Genomic DNA, 26614 nt, shown 5'->3' with positions numbered 1-26614 from the left:
TATTCCAATTACGCACAACATGGCGGGGGCCGGTGCCTGCGATGAAAAATGCGATGTTTGGCGCAGCCATCGCTGCCCGATAGGCGCGGCCTGCGGGCATAAAAAAACCCAGCCGGGGCTGGGTGGGGGCAGGGTGCAAGCGCGCAGCTTACTGGTCCGCGTAGGCTTCCAGTGGCTTGTCGTTGGGCTCTTGCAGCAGCTTCTTCAGGGTATCGCTCATCGGCAGGTTCAGCGCCTGGCCCTTGGGCGGGATGGGTTGCATGAACCACTTGTCATAGACCTTGGCCAGCTCGCCGGACTTCATCATCTTGGTCAGGCTGTCGTCCACGGCCTTCTTGAAGGCCGGGTCGTCCTTGCGGAACAGCAGCGCAATCGGCTCCGATCCCAGCGCCTCGCCGACAATCTTGTAGCCAGTTGGGTTGGCCGAGTTCGCGATCACGCCGGCGAGCAGGTTGTCGTCGAGCACAAAGGCGTCAGCGCGGCCCGATTCGAGCAGCATGAAGCTCTCGAAATGGTCCTTGCCCAGGGTCGTGGGCAGGTTGATGCTGTTGTCCTTGGCGAACTTGCGCAGCAGCTGCACGGCAGTGGTACCGGCCGAGGCCGCCACCGTCTTGCCATCGAGCTGCTTGACGCTGGTGATGTTGGAGTCCGCACGTACCGCTGCGCGCACCTGGCTCACATAGGTGGTCACGGCAAAAGCCACTTGCTTTTGGCGGCTCAGGTTGTTGGTGGTGGGGCCGCAGCCAATGTCCACGGTGCCGTTTTGCACCAGCGGCATCGTGTTCTGCGCCGTCAGCGCCATGTATTCGATCTTGGCCTTGGGCGCAATTTCCTTGAGCACGCGCTCGCACAGCTCGACGTGGTAGCCGCCAAAGGTCTGGTTGGAGCCGATCGCATAGGCCATCGGGGCCGAGCTCTCGCGCACGCCCACCACCACCTTGCCGGTGCTGTTGATCTTGTCGAAGGTGCTTTGCGCAAATGCCGCGCCGCCTGCGGCAAAAGCCACTGCTGCAGCCACCATCTTGATGCTGAATTTCATTGTGTACTCCTTGGAATGAACGAACTGCTATCCCGGCACCGGGCCAAGATGCCTCACCAGCTTTGCGATTGCGCTGGTCTTGGTGCGCTGCACATGCGCTTTAAAACAAAAAGGATGCGCCGGTTTTGCGCCAGCGCATCCAGCCTCCGAGTATTCCAGAGAGTCGCGCCAATCCCTAGCGCGTATTTAGAAGCATGTGTTGCTGTTTTGGAAACACCGTGCTGCACTGCCGTATTCGCTGACGGCAGTGCCTGGCGCGTAGCGTCAGGGCGCCAAGCGGCTGACCAGCGCCACGGTCGAGGGATCGACGCCTTGCCAGTCGCCCTGGTCGCGGCGCGCAAACAGGTCCTTGGCCAGTTGCTTGCCCAGCTCCACGCCCCACTGGTCAAAGCTGTTGATACCCCAAAGGGCACCGCTGACAAACACGCGGTGCTCGTACAGCGCGATCAGCGCGCCCAGCGAGGTGGGGGTGAGCTTGTCCATCAGCAAGAAGCTGCTGGGCCGGTTGCCCGGGCAGTACTTGGGGCCTTGCTCTTCTGTGCGGCCCACCAGCAGCGCCTGCGCCTGCGCAATCGCATTGATCACCAGGTTGTTCTGGTGGCTGGCCAGGTTCTTGCCGCCCTCGCGCGCGGCAATGAACTCCACCGGGATCACATCGCGGCCCTGGTGGATCATCTGGAAAAAGGCATGCTGGCCATTGGTGCCGGGCTCGCCCCAGACCACGGGCGACGTCGCATAGGGCAGCGGCTGGTTGTCTACATCCCGGCCCTTGCCGTTGCTCTCCATCTCCAGCTGCTGCAAATAGGCCGACAGCCGGCGCAGACCATGGCTGTAGGGCGCTACACAGCGCGTGGCAAAGCCGTGGAAGTTGCGGTACCAGACATCGAGCAGGCCCAGCCGCACCGGCAGGTTCTGCGCCAGCGGCGCGGTCTTGAAGTGCACATCCATGTCGTGCGCGCCCTGCAGCAGCGCACGGAAGGACTCGGCCCCCACCGCAATCGCAATCGGCAGGCCGATCACCGACCACAGCGAGTAGCGGCCGCCGACCCAGTCCCAGAAGCCCAGCGTGGTGTCGATGCCAAAGGCCGCTGCCGCCTCGGTATTGGTGGTCAGCGCCCAGAAGTGCCTGGAGATCGACAGCGCGGCGCTGCGGTCCTCGCTGCCGCCTTGCGCAAGAAACCAGTCACGCGCCGAATGCGCGTTGACCATGGTCTCCAGGGTCGTGAAGGACTTGGACGCGACCAGGAACAAGGTGCTCTCGGGCCGGGTCTGCGCCAGCACATGGCCCAGCTCATGCCCGTCCACATTCGAGACAAAGTGGAAGCGCTTGCCGGCAATGCGCCAGTCCTCCAGCGCATTGACCACCATGGCCGGGCCCAGGTCCGAGCCGCCAATGCCGATATTGACGATGTCGGTGATCTGCGGGTTGGCACGCACCTGCTCGGCCAGCGCCAGCATCTGGGCCAGGCTGCGCTGCACATCGGCCAGGGCTTCGCGCACGGTGGCCGGGCTATCCGGCAGCCAACTGTCCAGGCCCTGGGCGGGCTGGCGCAGCAGCCAGTGCATGGCGGCACGGCCTTCGGAGCCGTTGACCTGGGCGCCGGCAAACATCGCATCGCGCGCCTGCTCCAGACCGCAGTCGCGCGCCAGCTGCAGCAAAAGCTGCTGGCTCTGGCGGTCGATCAGGTTCTTGGACAGGTCGGCCAACAGATGGGGCGCCTGCTGGCTGAACTGGTCCAGGCGGGACGCATCGTCGGCAAAGGCCGCGCGCAGGTCCTGGCCCCGGCCCTCCGCGTCGTAGTATTTTTGCAGTTCTTGCCACGCGGGCGTTTCATCGCAGCGCTTGCGCTGTGTCGCACATTCTCGGTTCATAGGGCAGTGTAAATGGCTGCACGGGGCTGCCAGGCGGGCTGGCAGCCACCCGATCAGGCCGATTGCAACAACTTGTCGAGCTTGATGGCATCGGTGACAAAAGCGCGGATGCCTTCGGCCAGCTTTTCGGTGGCCATCGCGTCTTCGTTCAATGCAAAGCGAAAGCCCGCTTCGTCGTACTGCACACGCTCCAGCGACAGCGCCTTGGCCGCTTCGGCGTTCAGCGCGGGCTGCAGCGGTGCGTCAGCGGCGGCCAGCTGGGCCAGCAGCTCGGGCGAGATAGTCAGCAGATCGCAGCCCGCCAGCGCGGTGACCTGGCCGATATTGCGAAAGCTCGCGCCCATCACTTCGGTGGTGATGCCGAAATGCTTGTAGTAATCAAAAATCGCCTTGACCGATTTCACACCTGGGTCGTTGGCACCGGCCATCGCGGCCTCCTCCCAGTTGCTGCCAGCCTGCTTCTTGTACCAGTCGTAGATACGGCCGACAAAAGGCGAGATCAGCTGCACCTGGGCCTGGCCACAGGCAATGGCCTGGCACTGCGCAAACAACAAGGTCAGGTTGGTGTGGATGCCCTGCTCTTCCAGCGCCTTGGCAGCCTGGATGCCTTCCCAGGTCGAGGCGATCTTGATCAGCACGCGGTCGATGTGCACGCCTTCGGCCTCGTAGAGCGCGATGATGCGCTGGGCCCGGGCCACCGTCGCGTCGGTGTCGAACGACAGACGGGCATCGACTTCGGTCGACACGCGGCCTGGAATGATGGACAGGATCTCGGCGCCGAAGCGCACCAGCAGGCGGTCCATCACCTCATCGAGCGGCTTGCCGCGGAACTTTTGCACGGTCTCGGTCAGCAGCGGCGCGTAGTCGGCCTTCTGCACGGCCTTGAGGATCAAGGACGGGTTGGTCGTCGCGTCTTGCGGCTGGAACTGCGCGAGTTGGTGAAAGTCACCGGTATCTGCCACTACCGTGGTCAGCGCTTTGAGTGCATCGAGTTGGTTCATGGTCTGCTCTTGGTCAATATCCGGTTTGCCGCGCCTGTCTCCCACGGCGTACTGCGGCCAACATGAGGGCCGCCCAAGCTTAACCGAACTTATGCCCGGTTCAGGGGTGGATGTATTCTACGGCTTCTCTCCGGCCATGAAACTGAGTTACATTAATCCCTGCCTTGATGTTCAGGAAGTTTCATGCGTTTTGATCTGGTTTTATTTGGCGGTACCGGCGATCTGGCCTGGCGCAAATTGCTGCCCGCGCTGTTTCAATCTTTCCGCCACGGCAGCCTGCCTGCGGGCGGGCGCATCATCGGCGTGGGCCGAGGGGCAATGAGCGACGACGAGTACCGCGCGCTGATCGCGCAGCGGCTGGCCGAGGTTGAGGCCGACAAGCGGCCCAGCGACGCGGAATTTGCCCGCTTTGCCCAGCACCTGCACTACCTGCGCATGGACCTGTCGCAACCGGCCGACTATGCCGCGCTGCGCGCGCTGCTGCAGGCGCGCGATGCCGACACTGTGGTGATGTACCTGGCCACGGCGCCTTCGCTGTTCACCACCGTCTGCGAGCAGCTGGGCGCAGCCGGTCTGGCCACCGAGCGCACCCGCGTGGTGCTGGAAAAACCGCTGGGCCATGACCTGCCCTCGAACCGCGCGATCAACGCAGCGGTGCGCGAGGTGTTTTCCGAAGCGCAGATCTTCCGCATCGACCACTACCTGGGCAAGCCCTCGGTCCAGAACCTGCTGGCGCTGCGTTTTGGCAATGCCATCTTTGAGCCCCTCTGGCGGCGCGAGAACATCGCCAGCATCGAGATCACGATGGCCGAGCAGCTGGGCGTGGAAAAGCGCGGCGAGTTCTACGAAAGCACCGGCGCGCTGCGCGACATGGTGCAAAACCATGCGCTGCAGCTGCTCTGCGCGATTGGCATGGAGCCGCCCATCAGCGCTGACGCCGATGCGATCCGCAATGAAAAGCTCAAGGTGCTGCAGTCGCTCAAGCGCTGGACGCCGGAGACGGTGATCCGCGACGTGGTGCGCGGCCAGTACGCGGCCGGCCAGATTGCCGGCAAGCCGGTGCCGGGCTACCGCCAGGAAGAAGGTGTCTCGCCCACCAGCCAGACCGAAACCTTTGTCGCGCTGCGCACCGAGATCAGCAACTGGCGCTGGGCCGGCGTGCCGTTTTTCATCCGCACCGGCAAGCGCCTGGCCGGGCGCGAGGCCTCGATCGTCGTGCATTTCCGCCAGGTGCCGCATGCCATCTACCGCACGCCGCTGGGCGCGGCCAACCGCCTGACCATCCACCTGCAGCCCAAGGATGGCCTGACCCTGCAGCTGATGGCCGCCGCGCAGAGCCAGGCCGATACCGGCGGCGTGCAGACCTTGTCGCCCGCAGCGCTGGACCTGGACTTTGACCAGCGCTTTGGCACCGAGCGCGTGGGTGCCTACGAACGCCTGCTGCTCGATGTGATCGCCGGGCGGCTGAACCTGTTTGTGCGTGCCGACGAGCAAGAGGCCGCCTGGCAGTGGGTGGAGCCGATTCTGGAGGCCTGGCAACAGGCCAATGCGCGCGGCGAGAGCCCGCGCCCCTATGTGGCCGGGCATTGGGGCCCGGGCGCCGCCAGCGCGCTGGTCGCACGCGACGGCCACAGCTGGATGGAAGAGTTTTGAGCACCGCTGCCACCCACAAGGGATCCCCATGCTAGACCGCATCACCGCCTCCCTCCCCTCGCTGGCACCGGCCGAGCAGCGCGTGGCCCGCCTGGTGCTGGCCGATCCGCGTGCCTTTGCCTCGCGCCCGGTGCGCGAGCTGGCCGAACTGGCCCATGTCAGCAAGCCCACCGTGGTGCGCTTTTGCCGCAGCATGGGCTATGACGGCCTGGCCGATTTCAAGCTCAAGCTCGCCGGCAGCGTCAGCGAAGGCGTGCCCTTTATCCACCGCAGCGTCGATGCCGATGACAAGACCAGCGATGTGCTGGTCAAGGTGGTGGACAACTCAGTCGCGGCCTTTCTGGCCTACCGCAATGCCGCCAGCACCACGGCGCTGGAGGCGGCATCCAGCGCCATCGTGGCGACCTGGCAGGCAGGCAAGCGCATCGAGTTCTATGGCGTGGGCAACTCCGGCATCGTCGCGCAGGATGGGCAGCACAAGTTCTTTCGCCTGGGCGTCACCAGCCTGGCGACCAGCGACGGCCATATGCAGGTGATGAGTGCCACCATGCTGGGCGCGGGCGACTGCGCCATCGTCATCTCCAACTCCGGCCGCACCCGCGACCTGATGGATGCCACCGACATCGCCAAGCGCAATGGCGCCACGACGATCACCATCACCGCCAGCGGCTCGCCGCTGGCACGCGCGGCCAATATCCACCTGGCCGCCGACCACCCCGAGGGCTACGACCGCTACAGCCCCATGGTCTCGCGCCTGCTGCACCTCTTGATTCTCGATGTGCTGGCCACCAGCGTGGCGCTGCGCATCGGCGAGCCGCTGCAGCCGGTGCTGCAGCAGATGAAGGACAACCTGCACGCCAAGCGCTATACCTGACGGCGCTTTTGCCTGGCCGGAACGAAAGAAGGGGCAGCCTAGGCTGCCCCTTCGTCATGCGGCGTCAGCGTTTAACGCACATCCACAAAGCTCTTGGTGCTGTACAGATCGGTGGACAGGCGCTTGAGCGCTGGCAGACCGGTGGTGGCATCCTTGGGCTGCGATTCGATGTAGTTGAAGAACACATCGGCATCGAGCACACCGATATCGAGGCGGCGCGCTGCAGGCACCGAGGCCAGGGTCTTGTAGCCGTCACCGCCGTTGGCGTTGAAGCTCAGCACAAAGAGGCGATAGGTCTTGCCCTGGTCCAGCGCAATCCATTGGCCGCTGGTGGTGTCGCGCACTTCGATGCCCGTGACACGGCTGCCAAAGGCGGCCTTGGCATTCACATCAAAGCGCATGCCGCCGGTGTAGGGGTAAGGGCCGGTCGAGCCGCCTGCGCCGTAGACAGCTTCCAGGCCGTCTTCGAGCATGCCCTTGACTTCCGTGCCGGTCACATCCAGGCGGAACAGCATGTTGCCAAAGGGCAGCACCTGGATCGCATTGGCCGCCGTCACTTCACCATTGAGCGGAATGCGCACGCCACCACCGCTTTGCAGCGAGATGTCGGCACCGCCGTAGTGTTCGTTGGCCACTTCCAGATAAGACTGGGCCACCAGCTGCTGGATGTCGCCACCGCGCAGGCTGACGCTGCCTTCGGCATTGCAGGCCGCGCTGGAGCGGCTGTAGTCGGTGCTGCCTTCGCCGCCCGGCACCCGGCGCGAGCACAGCTCTTGCGGGGCATAGGCCACCTTGGTCACGTTGAAGCTGGCGACCTTTTCGGTGAAAGGCTTGAGCACGGCGGCCGCCTGGGCGGACGGCGACGTGATGCGCAGGAAGCCGGCGGCATTCACGCTGCTGATGATGGAAGTGCGCTGGGCTTCGGTCGCGGCAGTACCGGCGATCTTGAAGTCATCGCCGATCAGCACGTGGGGCGTGCCTTCGCACTGGCTGACCACGCCGTCCTTGTCGAACTTGACCTTGAGCTCACCGACGACTTGCGAGTATTCCCAGGCCTGCACGATGCAGACGGGCTTGCCGTCGAGGTCGGTGGTGTTGGTGGGATAGGCGCCGCCTGGCGTGCCCACGCCGATGGTCTTCATCGCGTCTGGGCCCAGCAGCGTGTGCGAGTCACCGCCGACGATCACGTCCACACCGCGCAGCTTTTTGGCGATGGTCCGGTCGTTGTCGTAGCCGATGTGGCTCAGCAGCACAATGCGCTTGACGCCTTGGGCCTGCAGCTTGTTGATCTCACGTTGGGCCGCCACGGCTTCGTCTTCGAACAAGGTGTCCTTGTCCGGGCTGGACGAGGCCTTGGTCTTTTGCGCGATGGTCAGGCCGACGATACCGATCTTCTGGCCGCCACGTTCCACCACGGTGGAGGGTGCGACCATGTTCGGTGCGCGGCTGGGGTTCAGCGCCGAGCTGGCACCGAACTGCACGTTCGCGCTCAGCACCGGCGTGGTGCAGCCGCCGGACTTGAGGCGGTCCAAGATGCCCTTGAGGCCCGAGTCGCCCTTGTCGAATTCGTGGTTGCCCAGGGTGTAGGCATCAAAGCACACGGTGTTGAGCATGGCCATGTCGGCCTCGCCATCGGCACCTGCGCGGTTGAAGTACAAGGTACCCGTCACCGCATCGCCGGCGTGCAGCTTGAGCACATGGGTCGACTGGGCAGCAATCGCTTCGATGGCGGCCGTCACGCGGGGGAAACCTGCGGCGTCCACGGTCACGGCCGTGGTCTTGCCGTCCACGGGCAATTGCAGGGTGGCCGTCTTGCTGGCCAAGGTGGAGTGGTGGTCGTTGATGTGCAGGATCGTCAGCACATCGTCTTTTTCGCTGTCGTTGTCGCTGGAGCCGCCTCCACCGCAAGCCACCAGCACGGCAGCCGCCACACCGCACACCGTCCAAACCATCACCTGACGTGCACCCTCTCGCACTGACAATGCAACCATTTCTGCTCTCTCCGTTATGACAAAGAGCTCTATGGTTTGTCCGCCAGATGACGTAGGTGTGACTTTCTGTAATACCAAAGGGGCTTGTCAAGGCACCCGCTCCATGCAAAACCGGCGTCCAGGACGCCAGTTGGGTGGGCCGCCTGCGCACAGCGCAGGCAGTCGCCAGTGCATCACAAAACGGGGATGCGCCCTTCTTGCACCGCATGGCAGGCCACCTTCACGCCGCCATCGTCGATCAGCTGCGGGCGCTCGCTGCGGCAGCGCTCATTGGCCAGCGGGCAGCGCGGGTTGAAGGCGCAACCGGTAGGAGGGTTGAGCGGATTGGGCACCTCGCCCTGCACGGGGGTGCGCGCCTTGCCGGTGTCGTGCATCTTCGGAATGGCATCGAGCAGCATGCGCGTATAGGGGTGGCGCGGCTTGGCAAACAGGGTTTGCTTATCGGCCAGCTCTACAAGCCTACCCAGATACATGACACCCACCTGGTCACTGACGTGGCGCACGACAGCCAGGTTGTGCGAGATGAACAGATAGGTCAGACCTCGCTTTTTCTGCAGGTCCTTCATGATGTTGAGCACCTGGGCCTGCACCGACACATCGAGCGCCGAGGTGGGCTCGTCGCAGACCAGAAACTCCGGCTCGGTCGCCAGTGCACGGGCGATGGAGATGCGCTGGCGCTGCCCGCCCGAGAACTGGTGCGGGTACTTGAGCATGTCCATCGGCGCCAGGCCCACCTGCACCAGCAGTTCGGCCACGCGGGCCTTGAGCTGCTCGGTATTGGTGATCAGGCCATGCTCCTTGAGCGGCTCGCCAATGATCTGCTCAACCGACCAGCGCGGGTTCAGGCTGGCGTAGGGGTCCTGGAAGATCATCTGCACGCGGCGGCGCATCGCGCGCGCGTTCGGGTCGCGGAAGGCGGCATGCGCATCCTGGCCATCGAAGGTGAAGCTGCCGCGCGTGGGGCCGTACAGGCCCACCAAGAGCCGCGCCACCGTGCTCTTGCCGCAGCCGGACTCGCCCACCAGGGCCAGGGTCTTGCCCTTTTCGATGTCAAAGCTCACGCCATCGACGGCGCGCAGCAGGCTGCGCGGCTTGCGCTCCAGCACCCGGTTGAGCCAGGGTGCCGACACATCAAAGGTCTTGGCCAGGTCACGGGCCTGCACCAGGGGCTGCTTGTCGCCCGCGCCTTGCAGCGCTGCTGCGTCCTTGTTCGTCATGGTTGCCATCTCGCTCATACCGTGTCCTCGGTGGCAGCCACTTGGGGCTGGTAATCGGCTGCATGCAGCCAGCAGGCGGCCTGGGTGGCTCCAGCAGCCATCAGCTCGGGGCGCTGCTCCATGCAGCGGTCAAACACCTGGGGGCAGCGCGGGTTGAAGGCGCAGCCCTTGGGGATGGCATTGAGCCGGGGCATGGCGCCGTCGATCTGGTTCAGGCGCTCACGGTCGGCCTCCATGTCCGGGATGGACGCCATCAGGCCCCGGGTGTAGGGATGTGCGGGGTGGTTGATCACCTCATGCACCGGGCCGATTTCGGCGACACGGCCGGCGTACATCACCGCGACCCGGTCACAGGTCTCGGCGATCACGCCCATGTCATGGGTGATCAGCATCACGGCCGCGCCACGGGTGCGGCAGATGTTCTTGAGCAGGCTGATGATCTGCGCCTGGATCGATACGTCGAGCGCGGTGGTGGGCTCGTCGGCCACGATCAGCTTGGGTTCGGCCGCCAGCGCCAGCGCAATCACCACGCGCTGGCGCATGCCGCCGGAGAACTGGTGCGGAAAGTGGTCGATCCGCTCTTCGGCCGCCGGAATGCCGGTGTCCTTGAGCAGTTCGATCGCGCGCTGGCGCGCCTCCGAGGCCGAGAGCTTGAGGTGGGTCTGGATGGTCTCGATCAGCTGGCGGCCCACGGTGTAGAGCGGGTTCAGCGAGGTGAGCGGGTCCTGGAAGATCGCGCCAATGCGGCGGCCCCGGATATGGCGCATCTTGTCGGCGGACAGGTTGTCGATGCGCTCGCCTTCGAGCACGATCTCGCCCGAGGCCACATGGCCTGGCGGCTCGAGCAGGCCGATGATGGAGGCGCCCGTCAGCGACTTGCCCGCGCCCGATTCACCGACCACGCCCAGGATCTCGCCGGGGGCGATGGAAAAGGAGATGTTGTCCAGCGCCCGCAGCACACCATGGCGATTGGGAAACTCGACCACCAGATTTTTTACTTCCAACAATGACATCGTGGTTGTTCCTTGTTCGTCTTGTGTCCGCACCATCAACGCAGGCGCGGGTTGAGCGCATCGCGCAGCCAGTCGCCCAGCAGGTTGACCGACAGCGCAATCAGCACCAGCATCAGGCCCGGGAAGATCGTGATCCACCATTCGCCGGAGAACAGGTAGTCATTGCCCACGCGGATCAGGGTACCCAGCGAGGGCGAGGTGGGCGGCGCGCCCACGCCGAGGAAGGACAGGGTCGCCTCGGTGATGATGGCGGTGGCCACCTGGATGGTGGCCAGCACCATGACCGGGCCCAGCACATTGGGCAGCACATGCTTGACCATGATGCGCAGCGGCGCCACGCCGGTGACGCGGGCGGCCTGCACATATTCCTTGTTGCGCTCGACCATGGTCGAGCCGCGCACCGTGCGTGCGTACTGCACCCAGCCGGTGAGCGAGATCGAGATGATCAGCACGCCAAAGGCCAGCGATTCATTGGCATTGGGGAACACCGCGCGGCCCACGCCAGCGATCAGCAGCGCGACCAGAATGGCCGGGAAGGACAGCATCACATCGCACAGGCGCATCAGCACCGAATCGATCCAGCCGCCCTTGAAGCCGGCCAGCAGGCCCAGGCCCACGCCGACGACCACGGACAGGGCCACCGAGGCCAGGCCCACGATCAGCGAAATGCGCGCGCCATACATCAGCGCCGACAGAATGTCGCGACCCTGGTCATCGGTGCCCAGGATGTATTTCCAGCCGCCCTCTTCGCTCCACACCGGCGGAATGCGCGCGTCGCTCAGCTCCAGGGTGGTCAGGTCAAAGGGATTGTGCGGCGCCACCCAGCCGGCGAACAGCGCGCAAAACACGCAGACCGCCGCAATAAGGGCGGCCACGATGGCTGTGGGCGACTTGCGAAAGCTGTAGCCCACATCGCTGTCCATCCAGCGCCTGATTCGGTTTTTCATCGTCATCTTCTCTCTCTAGTCTCTGGCCGCTGCAGTGCAGCGGCCCGGGGCATTTACTTCTTCACGGTCATCCATTTGAAGGGCATGAAGCCATCGGCCATCTGCACCAGCTCGACGTTCTTGCTCACCCCCCAGTTCATGAACTGCTGGTGCAGCGGCAGGTAGCCCACATCGTCGGCCACGGTCTGCAGCGCCTCATGGATCGCCTGGTTACGCTTGGTGGTGTCGGTCTCCGACTGCACCTGGCGGGTCAAGGCATCGACCTTGGGGTTGCAGTAGTTGCCATAGTTGAACGCGCCAGCACCCTTGCCGTCATTGCAGTTCATCAAGGCCAGCAGCGGGTTGTGGGCGTCGTAGGTCGACGGCGTCCAGCCCAGGATGTAGAAGGCCGTTTCATGGCGCATGATGCGCGGGAAATAGGTGCCCTTGGTCTCGGCATTGAGCTGCACCTTGACGCCAATCTTGGCCAGGTTGGCCGACACCGCCTGGCAGATGCGGCTGTCGTTGATGTAGCGGTCATTCGAGCAGTTCAAGGTCAGCGAGAAACCGTCGGGGTAGCCTGCTTCGCTCAGCAGCTTCTTGGCGGCGGCCGGGTCGTAGGGCAGGCGCTTGATGTCGTCGGTATAGCCATTGACGCCCTTGCCGATCAAGGTGGCCAGATTGCCCGAGGCGCCGCGCATCACCTGCTTGTGCAGGCCCTCGATATCGATGGCCTGGTAGAAGGCCTGGCGCACGCGCTTGTCCTTGAACGGGTTCTTGCCCTTCACGCTGGCGTTCAGCAGCTCATCGCGCTTTTGGTCCATGCCCATGAAGATGGCGCGCAGCTCCGGCCCGGACACCACGCGGGTGCTGCCGGTATTGGCGACACGGTCAAGATCCTGCACCGGCACCGGGTCGATCACATCGACCTGGCCTGAGAGCAGCGCGGCCACGCGGGTCGCGTCATTGGCCACTGGCGTGTAGACCACTTCCTGCACATTGCCTTCGACCTTGTCCCAGTAGTTGGCGCTGCGGTTGAAGACGGTGCGCACATTGGGCTGGCGCTCGCGCACGCGGTAGGGGCCGGTGCCATTGGCCTTGAACGACGCGGTGTTCTCGATGCCCTTGCGGCGGTCCACCGGGTTGACGGCATTGTTGGCCTCGGACCAAGCCTTGCTCATGATGTAGACCTGCGAGATCATGCTCGGCAGGATCGGGGCCGGGTCCTTGGTCTCGATGTCCACCGTGTAGTCATCGACCTTGCGCGTTTCCTTGATGGGGTTGGTGTAGGACTTCATGTCCGAGCCCTCGAGCTGCGTGCGCATCATCGAGAACACCACATCATCGGCGGTGAACGGCGTGCCATCATGGAACTGCACGCCCTTGCGCAGGGTAAAGCGCCAGATGGTGGGCGAGGTCTGCTCCCACTTGGTCGCCAACACCGGGCGCAGGCTCAGGTCCTTGTTGCGGCCGGCCAGCGGCTCGTAGACATTGCCGGTCACACTCAGCTGCACCGTCTCATTGAAGGAATGCGGATCCATGGACAGGGCATCGCCCTGGGAACCGATGCGCACCGTCTGCGCGCCGGCGCAAACATAGGCGGCCGCCAACATCGATACCAACAAGGTCTTGCTCATCGTGTGTTTCATCGTTTTCCCCTTTTCTGAAGTCCGGCCCGCAAAGGCCGGGTGCGGAGGCTTTAGCCCAAAGCAAGTGGCATGCCACGCTCGACAATGCCGGCGTGCAGCGCCGCACCCAGCGGCAGCACATCGTCATTGAAGTCGTAGCGGTTGTTGTGCAGCGGAATGATGTCGTCACCGACGGCCTGGCCCAGGCGCAGATAGGCCCCGGGCTTTTGCTGCAGCATGAAGGAAAAATCCTCGGCGCCCATGCTCGGGTCCATGTTGCGCACCACCAGGGCTTCGCCCACCAGGTCAGAGGCGACATCGCCGGCAAACACCGCTTCTTCGGCGGTGTTGATCGTCGCCGGGTAGGAGCGCTCGTACTGCAGCTGCGCATTCACGCCAAAGGCCAGGCCCAGCGCCTGGCACAGCTCGCCCAGGCGGCGCTCGACCAGGTTCTGCACATCGGGGTTGAAGGTGCGTACCGTGCCCACCAAGGTCGACGAACCCGGCGTGACGCTGAACGCAGCCAGGTCCCCCGACTGCAGCGCGCAGATGCTGATGACGGCCGAGTCGATGGCACGCACATTGCGCGAGACGATGGACTGGATGGCCGTGATCAGGTGGGCCGAGGCCAGCACCACATCATTGGTCTGGTAAGGATGGGCGCCGTGGCCACCCTTGCCCGTGATATTGATCTGGATGCGGTCGGCCGCAGCCATCATCGCGCCGGGGTTGATGCCGATCATGCCCTGGCGCATCGCGGGCCAGTTGTGCATCGCATAGACCGAATCGACCGGGAAGCGCTCGAACAGGCCATCCTGGATCATCTCGCGCGCGCCGGCATAGCCTTCCTCGCCGGGCTGGAAGATCAGCACGGCGGTGCCGTCAAAATTGCGCGTCTCGGCCAGGTAGCGCGCCGCGCCCACCAGCATGGCGGTGTGGCCGTCATGGCCGCAGGCATGCATCAGCCCCTGCTTGCCAGAGCGCCAGCTGCAGTTGCCCTGCTCGGTGATCGGAAGCGCATCCATGTCGGCGCGCAGACCGATCATGCGGCCGCTGCCGTGCTTGTGGCCACGGATCACGCCGACCACGCCGGTCTTGCCAATGCCCTGGTGGATCTCATCGACACCACACAGGCGCAAGGCCTCGCTCACGCGAGCCGCGGTGTATTTTTCTTCAAAACCCAGCTCCGGATTGGCATGCAGGTCACGGCGGAAGGCCGTCAGCTCCGGATGGATCTGGGCCAGGTGAGAAAAGGCGCGCGAGCTCGCGCTATAAGGCAGACGTGGCATCTCAGTGCCCTCCCGATTTTTCGACGCGCAGGCGCGGGTCGACAGCGAAATACAACAGATCGACCACGAGGTTGATCACCACAAAAATCAGCGCAATCAGGCACAGGTAGGCGGCCATGACCGGGATATCGGCAAAGGTCACCGCCTGGATGAACAGCAGGCCCATGCCCGGCCACTGGAACACGGTCTCGGTGATGATGGCAAAGGCAATCAGGCCGCCCAGCTGCAGACCGGTGATGGTCATCACCGGCACCAGCGTGTTCTTGAGGGCATGGCCAAAGTAGATCGTGCGGTTGCTCAGGCCCCGAGCCTTGGCAAACTTGATGTAGTCGGTGCGCAGCACCTCCAGCATCTCGGCGCGCACCAGGCGCATGATCAAGGTGAGCTGGAACACCGCCAAGGTAATGGCCGGCAGGATGATGTGGTGCCAGCCCTTGGCACTCAGCAGGCCGGTGCTCCAAAAGCCCAGCTGCATCGTCGTGCCACGGCCAAAGCTCGGGAACCAGCCCAGGTGCACCGAGAAGATCAGGATCAGCAAGATACCGATCAGGAAGGTGGGCAGGGACACGCCCAGCAGCGACAGGGTCATGAACACCTGGCTCATGAAGCTGCCGCGCCGCAGCGCGGCATACACGCCCATCGGCACGCCAATGACCAGGGCCAGCAACGCGGCCACCATGGCCAGCTCAAAGGTCGCCGGGAAGCGCTCGGCAATCAAGGACGAGACCTTGGCGCCCTGGCGCAGGCTGATGCCGAATTCGCCCTGGGCAGCATTGAGCAAAAAGTGCCAAAACTGCACGAAAAACGGTTTGTCCAGCCCCAGCGCACTGCGCAACTCGGCAATCTGCTGCGGGGTGGCATCCTGGCCCAGCAAGAAGGTGACCGGGTCACCCACATACTGGAACAACATGAAGGAAATGAACGCCACGGCGATCATCACGATCACCGCCTGTATCAATCGGCGCAATATGAATGCAAACATGGCTGACTCTCATCGTGACAAACAGAGGGAAGGTGCCCTAGGGACCCCCTGCAAAACCCCGTTGACGAGGGTTCTGCAAAGCGCCCCTGGCACCCGTGTTGTCTGCCTATTCTTCTTTCGCTTTTTATGAAATGGCCGGCTGCCGCACCGGGCAGCAGGCCTGCAAACTGCTCACCGTTGGCTAACGGACCGTCACCAGTTTGATGTCCACCCGGTTGTCTGCGCGGTGCACCAGGTCGATGTTCTTCTTCATCGCCCAAGGGATCACCTGGTCGTACAGCGGCAGGTGCGAGACCGTGTCGTTGGACAGCTGCAAGCCCTCGGTCAGCATGCGGGTGCGCACGGGCTGGTCGGTTTCGGTTTTGACGCGGTCGACCAGGTAGTCCATGCGCTCGTTACTGTAGCGGCCGACATTGTAGTTTCCGTCGCCGCCCTTGCCGACGGTGCGCACCAGCGACTGCAGGCTGTAGAGCGAATCGAAGGTCGGCACGCCCCAGCCGAGCATGTAGATGCTCGCTTCATTGCGCTGGATCATCGGGAAGTAGGTGACCATCGGCAAGGTGCGCAGCTTGGCCTTGACCCCAATCTTGGCCCACATCGCGGTGACGGCCTGGCAGATCGCCTCGTCGCTGATGTAGCGGTTGTTGGGGCAGGCAAAGTCGACCTCGAAGCCATCGGGGTAGCCCGCTTGCGCGAGCAGCTTCTTGGCGGCGTCCTGGTCATAGGGCAGGCGCTGGCCCACGGTCTCGGTCCAGCCATTGACCTGGGGCGCCACCAGGGTGCCGGTAGGCTTGCCCAGGCCGCGCAGAATGGTCTTGGTGATCGCCTGGATGTCGATGGACTGGTAGAGCGCCTGGCGCACCTTCTGGTCCTTGAGCGGGTTCTTGCCCTTGACGCTGGAGCCGGGCAGCTCGTCGCGGAACTGGTCCATGCCAAAGAAAATTGTGCGGTTCTCCAAGCCTTCAAGGATCTTCAGGTCCGGGCTGGCGCGCAGGCGGTTCAGGTCTTGCGGCGTGGGGTCGAGCACCATGTCCACTTCACCGGACAGCAGCGCTGCCATGCGGGTCGGCGCCGATTTGATCGGGGTGTAGGTGATCGATGTCACATTGCCCGGCATCTGGCCCCACCAGTTGGGATTCTTCTTGAGCACCATGCGCACATCGGGCTGCCAGGACTCCAGGATGAACGGGCCGGTGCCCATCGCATTGCGGTGGGCAAAATTCTCGTCGGACTTCTTGATGTCCATCGGCTCGGTGGACTTGTTCTTCTCCGACCAGGCCTTGCTCATCATGCGCAGCTCGGTCATCTGGCGCAGCAGCACGGGATTGGGGTCCACCATGAAGATATCGATGGTGCCGTCATCGACCTTGACGACCTTCTCGATGCCCTGCACAAAGGGGCCGTAGTTCGAGGTCTTGGCCATGGCACGGGTGATCGAGAACACCGCATCATCGGCGGTAAAGCTCGAGCCATCCTGGAACTTCACACCCTGGCGCAATGCAAAGCGCATCTGTTTGGGAGTCACTTCCTTCCACGAGGTAGCCAGCAGCGGCTCGACCGCAAAGGTCTTGCTGTTGTAGGTGACCAGGGTCTCGTAGACATAGGGATGAATGGCATTGTGCAGGCCATTGTTTTGCGCATGGATATCCCAGCTGGCAACGTCGGCCTGGCTGGCCCACTTGAAGGGCTTGGCCTGGGCCACGCCAGCTGACAAAACGGCGGCTACCGCTATCGCAACCAGAGCAAGAGAAGGCTGTTTCATAAGTCCTCGCAGAATAGTAGTGCTTCACTATGCCGCAAGGAATCGATCTTCCGCATGGTGCTTCCCCCAAGGCGGGGATATTCCCGAGTCCTGTTTATTTCTGTTAGGTGACCGGCAATAGCAGGTGTTTTGTCGGGCAAAACACGGCTTCATCTGCTAATTATGAAAACGCCCTGCCTGCCAGACCACGCCTGCCCTTCTATTCCCACATGTCAAAAAGCGATACAGGCGCATCTTGGCGGCTACCAGCGCCGATACAGCATGCGGTATGTATCAAGCCTGCCACAAGCCAGCGCAGTTGCTCACCTGCCGCTCAGCGATGAAAGAGCAACAGCCCTGGTGCTTCCAACGGTTTGGCGTCTCCGCATGGGTTGTTGAACATGCTGACCGAGCGAGCAGACCACTGCAGCGGCCGCCGCGACAGCGGCCATCTGCCCGGAACAGGGCCGAGCAGCCCGGGCCTGTGCCGCGAGCAGGCATAAAAAAAGCCCGTCTTTCGACGGGCTTTTTGCTTTTCAGATTGAGTAGCTAGGAAACCCTAGCCATTCATTAGAAAGCGTGACGCACACCAACGGTGATAGCGTTTTGGTTCTTGCCAGCGCCAGCTGGGTCGATGCCCAGGCCGTTAGCCGACAAGCTCATGGTTTCGCTCTTCTGGTTCTTCAGGAAAGCGTAGGTGCCGTACAGAGCGGTGCGCTTCGACAGGTTGTGGACATAGCCCAGCGACAGCTGGTGAGCCTTGCCTTCGATTTCCTTGTTGTCGTAGTAGTTGTAAGCCAGACGTGCTTCGCCAGCAGCGCCGACAGCAGCCGTTGCGCCCAGACCAGCGGACTGGAACTTAGCCTTGCTGCCACCACCCACTGGGGTGCTTTGCACTTGACGGATCAGACCCGACAGCTTGAAAGCGCCGAAGTTGTAAGCAGCGCCCAGACCCAGACCTTGAGCCTTTTCGAAGCTGGCGGTAGGATCGTTTTGCTGGTCGTAAGCAATACCGGCGCTCAGAGGGCCGTTGTTGTAACCAGCGGACACGCCGATGTAACGCTTAGCGGAGCTGTCGCCAGCGGTTTCGCCGAAGCCGTAGTTCACGCCAGCGGTGAAGCCGGACATGTTAGGCGTGTAGTACGAAACCATGTTGCCCACGCGAACTGGGTCGCCGAAGCCGTAGGTGCCGTTGCCGAAGCTGAAGTTTTGGCCGATACCGACTTGGCCGAACACGTCGTAGCCAGACACGGTGTTGTAAGCTGCGGTCAGTTCACGACCCAGACGCACTTCACCGAAGTTGCCCATCAGGGACACGGTGGAACGACGCTTGAACTCGAAGCCAGGACCTGCAGCGCCGCCGCCGGAAGCGGTACCGCTGTCGTTCTGGATTGCGCCTTCCAGCCAGAAACCAGCCTTCAGACCGCCACCCAGATCTTCCACGCCGCGGAAGCCCAGACGGCTGGTGGCGTTACCGGAGTTGGTCAGACCGTAGTTGCTTTCGCCACCGCTGGTCTTAGCGTAGGTCACGCCAGCATCAACGATACCGAACAGGGTCACGGAAGATTGAGCCATTGCGGCGCCGGAAGCGGCCAGCACTGCCAAGGCAACAAGAGATTTTTTCATTGCGAGTTACTCCAAGGTTTAACAGACGGCGCTGGTACGGGGGGGTTGATGTCAGCCTCACGGTTCTGCACAACTTCTACCTGCTCCCGCGCCAACCTCCTAGTGTGGAAGTTCTCTCTATTTCAACAGACCGCAGGCGGTTGCGCAAACAAATTCCCCCACTTGAGGACCTATTCGCTGCAAATCGTTGCTTGAGTGCAACGTTTAACGAATGTCAGCCGCCGTCCTATTTTTCGACAAAAATTTGCTGCAAAACAAGCCGCTCCAGAGGAGATTCGCCATGTTTGCAGCGGGGTGTATTCTACTGGTTAGCATGGCACCCTATGCAAGAACGACTCCTTTGCGCAGCAGATACTGCGCTGCGCACCCTGTTTGCAACGCCCCGTGCGGCCAACCCCTCGCCCGCTGCGGGCATGGACGAGGCGGACCTCAGCCCTGAGGAGAAGAAGCTCTCCGCTTCTTATATGCGGGTCAACCATGTGGGCGAAGTCTGCGCGCAGGCGCTCTATACCGCCCAGGCCATGGTCACCCGCGACGAGCATCTGCGCGAACACCTGCTCGAAGCCGCCCAGGAAGAGATGGACCACCTGGCCTGGACCCACCAGCGCCTGCAGGACCTGGGCGAACGCCCCAGCCTACTCAATCCGCTGTGGTTTGCCGGCGCTTTTGTGATCGGCACCGTGGCCGCCAAGGTGAGCGACCGCGCCAGCCTGGGTTTTGTCGAAGAGACGGAAAACCAGGTGTCCCTGCACCTGCAGTCCCACCTGGAGCTGCTGCCAGCGCATGATGCGCCCTCACGGGCCGTCGTCAGCCAGATGAAAGCCGACGAGGAGCGCCATGCCGCCGCAGCGGTGGATGCCGGCGCGCTGCCGGTACCACTTCCCGCCCGGATGCTGATGAAGATCGCCTCCAAGGTGATGACCGTGACGGCACACCATATATAGATAGAGAGACAGGGCCGGACGGGGACCCCATGCAAAGGCCGCCTCTGAGGCGGCCAGAAAGCATTCTTAAGCCAACCAGTCAGGCCGCTGCGCCTGCAGCCAGCCATGCACATGGGCCCGCAAGGCCATGGCATTGTTCCGGCAGCTGTCTACCGCCGCCTGGGAGACCAGGTCTCCAGAGTAGTCCGTCAAATTGCGCTGCTTGCGCAAGGCGTCCAGCGGCCAGATCTTCTCACTGGGCCACTGCACGGTAAGTGCCAGCGTCTGGATGGCGGTCTGGTGGTGGCCCGGCTTGCTGGTCAGTGTGCGGTAGCCATGGGCCATCAGGCCCAGCATGGCCAACTGCATGATGGCCTTGTAGGCGGCATCAAACTGGTTTTCTTCACTTAAGCCGGCAATGTGTGCATCGGCAATATTGCGGTCAGCCGCAGCCAGCAAAGACCGCACTTGCTGCGCATGGGGCTCCACGGTCTCAAGACTGATGCCGACCAAGTTTTGCAAGCTCATCGTCACCCCCCACCACAAAGATCTTGGGCTTGGACAGTACATCGCGCATGAACGCGTCCTGGGCGCGCGCTGCGAACTCTTGCTGGCCCAGTACCTGCGGATTGATCTCCCGGCCCAGCTCCGCCTGCAGCGGCCAAAGCACATGCACCGCCTCGTCAAAGCCCAGTGTACCAACCAGCATCAGGTCAATATCGCTGCCCGCAGTCTCTTGCCCGCGCGCCACAGAACCATAGATAAAGGCCACATCGATCTTGTCTGCAACAGGCGCCAGGGCGGCCGCCAACACATCGGCCACGCCGGATGTCTTGCGCAAGATACTGGCCAGCTCTGTAAAAATGGGGCAGCGCTTGTCTGCGCGGTACAGTTGTTGGTTGCCCCGTTTTTCTCGTTGCAACAAGCCCGCCGATGTGAGCTTGCCAAGTTCTCGGGTGATGGTGCCTGCCGGCAGCCCCGTGCGCCTGGCAATTTCTCGCCCGTGCAGCTGCGTATCAGGGTGCAGCAGCAACAGCCCCAGGACACGCCGCCGGTACTCCGGCAGCAGCAAGGCAATCAAAGATTGATTCATATAAGGCGTCAATTGTCGCCTTTTTTGCATCGGACCACAAGACAGGCTGACATCCCGTCCAGCGGCCATCCGGGCATTGCGGGATATCAACGCCCGTGCTCAGGCCTCCACCAGGTCAAACCCCGTGGTGATCTCGGCTGTCTTGCCCAGCATGATGCTGGCCGAGCAGTATTTTTCATGGCTCATCGCGATCGCGCGCTCCACCGCCGCTGCGGGGATGCCCTTGCCGGTGACGGTGAACTGCATATGGATCTTGGTGAAGACCTTGGGCTCGGTGTCGGCGCGTTCTGCCTTCAGGGCCACGGTGCAGTTTTTCACATCGTGGCGGCCACGCTTGAGGATCAGCACCACGTCATAGGCGGTGCAGCCGCCGGTGCCAGCCAGCAGCAGCTCCATCGGGCGGGCGGCGAGGTTCTGGCCGCCGTTGGCCGGATTGGCCGCGTCGGGCGCGCCATCCATGGCCACCACATGGCCGCTGCCCGTTTCTGCGACAAAGCCCATTCCCGAGCGGGCGCCGCTCGCACCCGTCCACGTTACCGTGCATTCCATTGCAACTCTCCAAAAATCAGACGCCACAGTGTGGCAGATCTGCCCTGACCCCTGCTATTTGTTGCTGTCTATCAACAGCATTGGCAAAAAAAATGGTTGCGCACATTATTTTGCTGCAACGCAGCAGAAACATCGCTATACTTGGACTCATCTGCTGCTCCACAGCCAGGCGAAAGCCCCAACTGCTGGATGTAGCTTGCAAGTTGTCTCCTCCACCTCTCAAATGGTGGTTTCAAGCCCCTGATTCACATCAGGGGCTTTTTTTCTGCCCTGCGCCGGCGCAATTCCACCGCCGATCCGCTCCAGTGAATGCCAGCGGTTATAGTGCATCGGTCTCTCGATCACCTGATGCTCGCCACCCCGCCCATGCCGCCACCCGCGCATGCCCTGCTGGCTGGCGCATCAACCAGGCGCGCCATCCGCATGCGCTACCTTCTCGTTGCCTCCTTTCTCTAGCGTGCATCCCTATGCCCTCCAAGACTGCTGCCGCGCTGACGCCGGCCGATTACCTGAAGAAAATCCTCACTGCGCGTGTCTATGACGTGGCCATTGAATCCAGCCTGGACTCGGCCAAGAACCTCAGCCGCCGCCTGCACAACAAGGTGCTGCTCAAGCGCGAAGACCAGCAGCCGGTGTTCAGCTTCAAGCTGCGCGGCGCCTATAACAAGATGGCCCACCTGACGGCCGAGCAGCTCAAGGCCGGCGTGATCTGTGCATCGGCAGGCAACCATGCCCAGGGCGTCGCGCTGTCGGCCAGCCGCATGGGCACCCGCGCCGTGATCGTGATGCCCACCACCACGCCGCAGCTCAAGGTCGATGCCGTCAAGGGCCTGGGCGGCGAGGTGGTGCTGGCCGGCGAGAGCTTCAGCGATGCCTACGAGCACTCGCTCAAGCTGCAAAAGGAACAGAACCTCACCTTTGTCCACCCCTTCGATGACCCGGACGTGATCGCCGGCCAGGGCACGATTGCGATGGAGATCATGCGCCAGGTGCAGAAAATCGGCTCCTCGCCACTGAACGCGGTCTTTGTCGCGATTGGCGGTGGCGGGCTGATCGCAGGTGTCGCCAACTACATCAAGGCGGTGCGGCCCGAGATCAAGGTCATCGGCGTGCAGATGAACGACTCGGATGCGATGATCCAGTCGACCCGCGAAGGCAAGCGCGTGGCGCTGAACGATGTGGGCCTGTTTGCCGATGGCACCGCGGTCAAGCTGGTGGGCGAGGAGACCTTCCGCGTCGCGCATGGCCTGGTCGATGAATACATCACCGTCGACACCGATGCCGTCTGCGCCGCGATCAAGGACATCTTTGTCGACACCCGCTCCATCGTCGAGCCCTCGGGCGCGCTGGCCGTGGCCGGCATCAAGCAGTATGTGGCCAAGAACAAGACCAAGGGCGAGACCTATGCCGCCATCCTGAGCGGCGCCAACATGAACTTCGACCGCCTGCGCTTTGTCGCCGAGCGGGCCGATGTGGGCGAGGAAAAGGAAGCGCTGTTTGCCGTCACCATCCCCGAAGAGCGCGGCAGCTTCAAGCGGTTTTGCGAAGTTATCGGCAACCTGCCCGGCGGCGCGCGCAGCGTGACCGAGTTCAACTACCGCATCAGCGATGACCGGCGTGCCCATGTCTTTGTCGGCATCTCGACCAACAGCAAGGGCGAGTCGGAAAAAATCTGCCGCAACTTCCAGAAGAACGGCTTTGAAGCGCTGGATTTGACCTTTGATGAGCTGGCCAAGGAGCATGTGCGCCACATGGTGGGCGGGCGCTCCCAGCTCGCGCAGGACGAGCGCCTGCTGCGCTTTGTCTTCCCCGAGCGGCCCGGTGCGCTGTTCAAATTCCTGAGCCTGATGGCGCCCAACTGGAACATTTCGCTGTTCCACTACCGCAACCAGGGCGCGGACTACGGCCGCATCCTTGTGGGCATGCAGGTGCCCCAGGAAGACTCGCACAGCTTTGAGCAGTTCTTGAACAACCTGGGCTACCCCTGGATCGAAGAGACCCAGAACCCGGCCTACAAGCTGTTCCTGCAGGCCTAACGCCAAACGGGCCCAGCCGCAGCATGCAAGCCTTGCGCCATTTTCTGCTCGCGGTGCAGTTTTTCACCCGCATCCCGGTCACCGGCAAGCTGGGCGACTGGGTGGGCTACAGCCCCGAGATGCTGCGCGCCAGCGCCGGCCACTTCCCCGGCGTGGGCTGGATCGTGGGCCTGGTGGCCGCCGGGGTGCTGGCCGCTGGCAGCTTGCTGCTGCCGTCTGGCAATAGCTACAGCCCGCTGGTCGCCGCCGTGCTCAGCACCTTGGCCACCGTGCTGCTCACCGGCTGCTTCCATGAGGATGGCTTGAGCGATGTGGTCGATGGCCTGGGCGGGAGCCACGAGCGCCAGCGCGCACTGGAGATCATGAAGGACTCGCGCATCGGCGCCTATGGCGCGATGGCGATGGTGCTGGCCGTACTCAGCAAGACCGCTCTTGTCGCGCTGCTGGCCAGCCACAGCCTGGCGCTGGCGATGGCAACCTTGGTCACAGCCCATGTGATCGCCCGCCTCTGGCCGATGTTTGTCGTGCGCAGCCTACCCCATGTGGGCGACAGCGCCTCGTCCAAAAGCAAGCCTTTGGCGGCCTTTATCAGCCGCCAAGGCCTGGCCTGCTGCGTAGCCTGGTCCTTGCCCGCTGCCCTGCTGCTGGGCCTCGCCCAAGGCTGGGTGGTTCTGCTGCTGGCCCTGGTGCTTAGCGCCGCCGCCGCGCTGTGGATGCGCCAGTGGCTGCAGCGCCGCCTGCAAGGCTTTACCGGTGATGGCCTGGGCGCTGCCGAGCAGGTCAGCGAGATCGCGTTCTACCTGGGTGCCGCGCTGTCGCTGGGCCCTGCCGGCAGCTTGCTGGCCAAGGCGCTGGCATGACGGCGCTGTGGCTGCAGCGCCATGCCCAGCCCCTGGTGGCGCCGGGCATCTGCTACGGCCGCACCAACATGGCCGCCGATGACAAGGCCACCGCCGCCGCCGCACGGGCCCTGCAAAACGCCTGGGCCGCCGAGGCACTGCCGGCCGGAACGGTCTGGCATTCGCCACTGCAGCGCTGCAGCCAGCTGGCCATGGCCTTGCAGGCGCAGGCACCGGCATTCGCGCTGCGCGCCAGCGACGACCTGGCAGAAATGGACTTTGGCGCCTGGGAAGGCCAGCGCTGGGACGGCATCGCCCGCGAAGAGATGCAGGCCTGGACCGCTGACTTTATGGCCTATGCACCAGGCGGTGGTGAGGCGCTGGCCACGATGATGGCGCGCGTGGCGCGTGCGCTGGATGCCGCGCGCCAGCAGGCGCTGGAAACCGGCCAGCCTGTGCTGTGGATCAGCCACGCAGGTGTGGCGCAATGCACGCATTGGCTGCTGACAAGGGGCCAAAGGCTGCCGCTGGCCAAGGACTGGCCGTCAGTCAAGCTCGCGTATGGGGAATGGCTCCGATTGCCGCTGTTCGGCGAGGTCTGAGAGCCGCGCCAGGCCGCTCCCAACAAACTTTTACGTAAAGTGCCGGCGCCCCATCAGTCGCGCAGGGAGCCGGTGCTGCGGTCCACATTGGGCGCGGTGGGCGGCATAGGCGCTGGTACGGAAGCAGCTTGCGGTGCCGCAGCCACGGCATTTGTGGAATTCTGGGCATTGGGCGCATTCGGCACAGAGGCTGGGATCGGCGCAGCCACCGTATCCACTGGGCGCAAGGCCGGCAGGTTGATCGTCACAGCCGCCGGGCCATCAACACCAGCGCCCAGGCTCACGGCACGGGGCGCATCGCTGCGCAGGGCCTGCAGCACCAGGCCATCGGCCACGACCGTGCCCACGCGGAACACCTTGGCAGGCTGGTCATCCACGGCGATGACGGCCGCGCCGCCGCCACTGTCCTTGCCCACCATCACGCCCAGCAGGCGCCAGCGGGTGGGGGCAGCCGGGGCTGCAACAGGCGCGCCATCCTGCACCCCAAAGAGCCGCGCCATCGCAGCGCCATCGACCTGTACCTGGGCGGGGCCACCGGCCTGCGGGGCCGAGAGCACCTGGCGCGGCGCCGACAGCTTGAGTCCCCAGAACACCGCCAATGCCGCAGCGCCAGCCCACAAAAGGCCGGCCGCCAGCCGAGGAGACCAGGGGTTGCGTGATAGTGTCACCATTCGCAGATTATGATGCAGCCAGATGTCAGTTTCACCACTTTGACCCCCTTTGACCTGAGAGCATGATGTTTTCCTTCCGCCCGCAGTCGGCTGCACGCCGCATCCAAGCCAATATCCAGCGCGGCTTTACCCTGATCGAGCTGATGGTGGTGCTGGTCATCATCGGCGTGCTGGCCGCGCTGATCGTGCCCAATGTGATTGGCGCTGCCGACGAAGCACGCGTGACCGCCGCGCGCACCGATATCACCAACATCAGCGGCGCGCTCAAGCGCTACCGCCTGGACAACCAGCGCTACCCCACCGCCGAGCAAGGCCTGGCCGCGCTGATCAACCGCCCCAGCAGCGGCCCCGCGCCGATGAACTGGAAGCCCTATCTGGAAAAGCTGCCCAATGACCCCTGGGGCCACCCCTACCAGTACCTGAACCCTGGCGTCAAAGGCGAAGTCGATGTAATGAGCTTTGGTGCCGATGGCCAGGCCGGCGGTGAAGGCAACAATGCCGACATCGGCAGCTGGCAATAAGCGGCAATAAGCCCGCCTGATCGCTGCTTTCTGCCTTTTCCCGCTGCCCCGCTCTCCGGCCCCATGCCCTGCGCCCATGCCTCTTTCACACCCCTTCCAGCCGCGCCGCCAGCGCGGCTTTACCTTGATGGAGCTGCTGGTCGTCATCAGCTTGATGGCGCTGGCCAGCGCCGGCGTGGTGTTTGCGATGGGCGACAACAGCCAGGACCAGCTCCAGCGTGAAGGCCAGCGCCTGGCCGCGCAGCTCGAAGCCGCACGGGCCCAGTCCCGCGCCAGCGGCCAGCCGGTACGCTGGCGGGCCGACAGCCAGGGCTTTGTCATCGAAGGCCTGCAAGGCGGCACCCGCCAGGGCGCCTGGCTGCACCCGCCGGTGGCGGTGCGCAGCAGTGGCGATATCATCCTGGGGCCCGAGGCACTGATCGGCCCGCAGACAGTGCTGCTGGCCTACCCCAGCCGCCATGCGGGCAGCATTGCCGTGTCCACCGACGGTGTGCGCCCCTTTGAACTACAGGCCCCCTGAACCTTTTC

General features: G+C 63.6%; 24 protein-coding genes. 8 read left to right on the top strand and 16 right to left on the bottom strand.

The annotated features are described in order from the left end of the window. Window positions 1–148 precede the first annotated feature (148 nt). From WH303_RS05135 to tal, 3 genes are all read right to left on the bottom strand, one after another. Entirely contained in the window at window positions 149–1039 is an 891-nt protein-coding gene (locus WH303_RS05135) for a transporter substrate-binding domain-containing protein (protein ID WP_339517275.1), read from the bottom strand. 264 nt (window positions 1040–1303) lie between these two features. Continuing rightward, window positions 1304–2911: a glucose-6-phosphate isomerase gene (gene pgi / locus WH303_RS05130; protein WP_339517274.1), complete on the bottom strand. Its 1608-nt coding sequence runs from the start codon at window positions 2909–2911 to the stop codon at window positions 1304–1306. A 53-nt stretch (window positions 2912–2964) separates the two neighbouring features. Further along, complete coding sequence (gene tal / locus WH303_RS05125; protein ID WP_339517273.1) at window positions 2965–3912, bottom strand: transaldolase; 948 nt, start codon at window positions 3910–3912, stop codon at window positions 2965–2967. A 183-nt stretch (window positions 3913–4095) separates the two neighbouring features. Here tal and zwf point away from each other — a divergent pair, with 183 nt between their 5' ends. Continuing rightward, on the top strand, window positions 4096–5565 hold the full coding sequence (gene zwf, locus WH303_RS05120; RefSeq protein ID WP_339517272.1) for a glucose-6-phosphate dehydrogenase: 1470 nt from the start codon (window positions 4096–4098) through the stop codon (window positions 5563–5565). Between the two features lie 28 nt (window positions 5566–5593). Then, entirely contained in the window at window positions 5594–6439 is an 846-nt protein-coding gene (locus WH303_RS05115) for a MurR/RpiR family transcriptional regulator (protein ID WP_339517271.1), read from the top strand. 71 nt (window positions 6440–6510) lie between these two features. Here the strand turns inward: WH303_RS05115 and WH303_RS05110 are convergent, their stop codons facing one another. From WH303_RS05110 to WH303_RS05070, 9 genes are all read right to left on the bottom strand, one after another. After that, window positions 6511–8391 carry a 5'-nucleotidase C-terminal domain-containing protein gene (locus WH303_RS05110; protein WP_339517451.1) on the bottom strand — a complete coding sequence of 627 codons (1881 nt, stop codon included), beginning with the start codon at window positions 8389–8391 and terminating at the stop codon, window positions 6511–6513. A 212-nt stretch (window positions 8392–8603) separates the two neighbouring features. Further along, window positions 8604–9656, bottom strand: coding sequence for an ABC transporter ATP-binding protein (locus tag WH303_RS05105; RefSeq protein WP_339517449.1), 1053 nt, complete (start codon window positions 9654–9656; stop codon window positions 8604–8606). Window positions 9657–9661: 5 nt separating this feature from the next. Next, window positions 9662–10660, bottom strand: a complete 999-nt coding sequence (locus WH303_RS05100; RefSeq protein WP_021025747.1) for an ABC transporter ATP-binding protein — start codon at window positions 10658–10660, stop codon at window positions 9662–9664. Window positions 10661–10695: 35 nt separating this feature from the next. Continuing rightward, on the bottom strand, window positions 10696–11607 hold the full coding sequence (locus tag WH303_RS05095) for an ABC transporter permease (RefSeq protein WP_027010623.1): 912 nt from the start codon (window positions 11605–11607) through the stop codon (window positions 10696–10698). 53 nt (window positions 11608–11660) lie between these two features. Further along, window positions 11661–13235, bottom strand: coding sequence for an ABC transporter substrate-binding protein (locus WH303_RS05090; protein WP_339517270.1), 1575 nt, complete (start codon window positions 13233–13235; stop codon window positions 11661–11663). 50 nt (window positions 13236–13285) lie between these two features. Continuing rightward, entirely contained in the window at window positions 13286–14503 is a 1218-nt protein-coding gene (locus WH303_RS05085; protein WP_339517269.1) for a M20 aminoacylase family protein, read from the bottom strand. 1 nt (window position 14504) lies between these two features. Next, a complete protein-coding gene (locus WH303_RS05080; protein ID WP_116924570.1) occupies window positions 14505–15485 on the bottom strand; it encodes an ABC transporter permease in 981 nt (326 codons plus the stop codon). A gap of 181 nt (window positions 15486–15666) precedes the next feature. Further along, complete coding sequence (locus tag WH303_RS05075; RefSeq protein ID WP_021025742.1) at window positions 15667–17247, bottom strand: ABC transporter substrate-binding protein; 1581 nt, start codon at window positions 17245–17247, stop codon at window positions 15667–15669. A 549-nt stretch (window positions 17248–17796) separates the two neighbouring features. Next, window positions 17797–18852: a porin gene (locus tag WH303_RS05070; RefSeq protein WP_021025741.1), complete on the bottom strand. Its 1056-nt coding sequence runs from the start codon at window positions 18850–18852 to the stop codon at window positions 17797–17799. Between the two features lie 323 nt (window positions 18853–19175). Between WH303_RS05070 and coq7 the strand changes: the two genes are divergently transcribed. Beyond that, window positions 19176–19796 (top strand): 2-polyprenyl-3-methyl-6-methoxy-1,4-benzoquinone monooxygenase, encoded by a 621-nt coding sequence (coq7, locus tag WH303_RS05065; RefSeq protein WP_021025740.1) that lies wholly within the window; start codon window positions 19176–19178, stop codon window positions 19794–19796. A 66-nt stretch (window positions 19797–19862) separates the two neighbouring features. On the opposite strand, the gene WH303_RS05060 is transcribed toward coq7, so the two are convergent. The 3 genes from WH303_RS05060 to WH303_RS05050 all read right to left on the bottom strand — a co-directional run bounded on the left by WH303_RS05060 (window position 19863) and on the right by WH303_RS05050 (window position 21417). Further along, the gene (locus WH303_RS05060) at window positions 19863–20303 is read right to left on the bottom strand and encodes a hypothetical protein (RefSeq protein WP_021025739.1); all 441 of its coding nucleotides are present in this window, start codon (window positions 20301–20303) and stop codon (window positions 19863–19865) included. Continuing rightward, window positions 20269–20868 (bottom strand): MarR family transcriptional regulator, encoded by a 600-nt coding sequence (locus WH303_RS05055; RefSeq protein ID WP_339517268.1) that lies wholly within the window; start codon window positions 20866–20868, stop codon window positions 20269–20271. Before WH303_RS05055 ends, WH303_RS05060 begins: the two co-directional genes overlap by 35 nt. A 99-nt stretch (window positions 20869–20967) precedes the next feature. After that, window positions 20968–21417 (bottom strand): OsmC family protein, encoded by a 450-nt coding sequence (locus WH303_RS05050; protein ID WP_021025737.1) that lies wholly within the window; start codon window positions 21415–21417, stop codon window positions 20968–20970. A gap of 467 nt (window positions 21418–21884) precedes the next feature. Here WH303_RS05050 and ilvA point away from each other — a divergent pair, with 467 nt between their 5' ends. Genes ilvA through WH303_RS05035 form a run of 3 tightly spaced genes read left to right on the top strand, consistent with a single transcriptional unit; the run spans window position 21885 to window position 24894 of the window. Beyond that, on the top strand, window positions 21885–23453 hold the full coding sequence (gene ilvA, locus WH303_RS05045) for a threonine ammonia-lyase, biosynthetic (RefSeq protein ID WP_339517267.1): 1569 nt from the start codon (window positions 21885–21887) through the stop codon (window positions 23451–23453). Window positions 23454–23476: 23 nt separating this feature from the next. After that, complete coding sequence (gene cobS, locus WH303_RS05040) at window positions 23477–24313, top strand: adenosylcobinamide-GDP ribazoletransferase (RefSeq protein ID WP_021025735.1); 837 nt, start codon at window positions 23477–23479, stop codon at window positions 24311–24313. Then, entirely contained in the window at window positions 24310–24894 is a 585-nt protein-coding gene (locus WH303_RS05035) for a histidine phosphatase family protein (protein WP_339517266.1), read from the top strand. Before cobS ends, WH303_RS05035 begins: the two co-directional genes overlap by 4 nt. 53 nt (window positions 24895–24947) lie before the next feature. Here WH303_RS05035 and WH303_RS05030 read toward each other — a convergent pair whose 3' ends face one another. Further along, window positions 24948–25565, bottom strand: coding sequence for a type II secretion system protein N (locus WH303_RS05030; protein ID WP_339517265.1), 618 nt, complete (start codon window positions 25563–25565; stop codon window positions 24948–24950). A 65-nt stretch (window positions 25566–25630) separates the two neighbouring features. Here WH303_RS05030 and gspG point away from each other — a divergent pair, with 65 nt between their 5' ends. Both gspG and WH303_RS05020 read left to right on the top strand, forming a co-directional pair. After that, window positions 25631–26086, top strand: a complete 456-nt coding sequence (gene gspG / locus WH303_RS05025) for a type II secretion system major pseudopilin GspG (protein WP_182345023.1) — start codon at window positions 25631–25633, stop codon at window positions 26084–26086. A 76-nt stretch (window positions 26087–26162) separates the two neighbouring features. Continuing rightward, window positions 26163–26606, top strand: coding sequence for a pilus assembly FimT family protein (locus tag WH303_RS05020; protein ID WP_339517264.1), 444 nt, complete (start codon window positions 26163–26165; stop codon window positions 26604–26606). The last annotated feature ends 8 nt before the right edge of the window (window positions 26607–26614 follow it).

Source organism: Comamonas sp. MYb69 (assembly GCF_037479315.1).
Classification (GTDB): domain Bacteria; phylum Pseudomonadota; class Gammaproteobacteria; order Burkholderiales; family Burkholderiaceae_C; genus Comamonas.
Note: the sequence above shows the minus strand (reverse complement) of the source record. Positions and strands in the feature narration are given on the sequence as shown.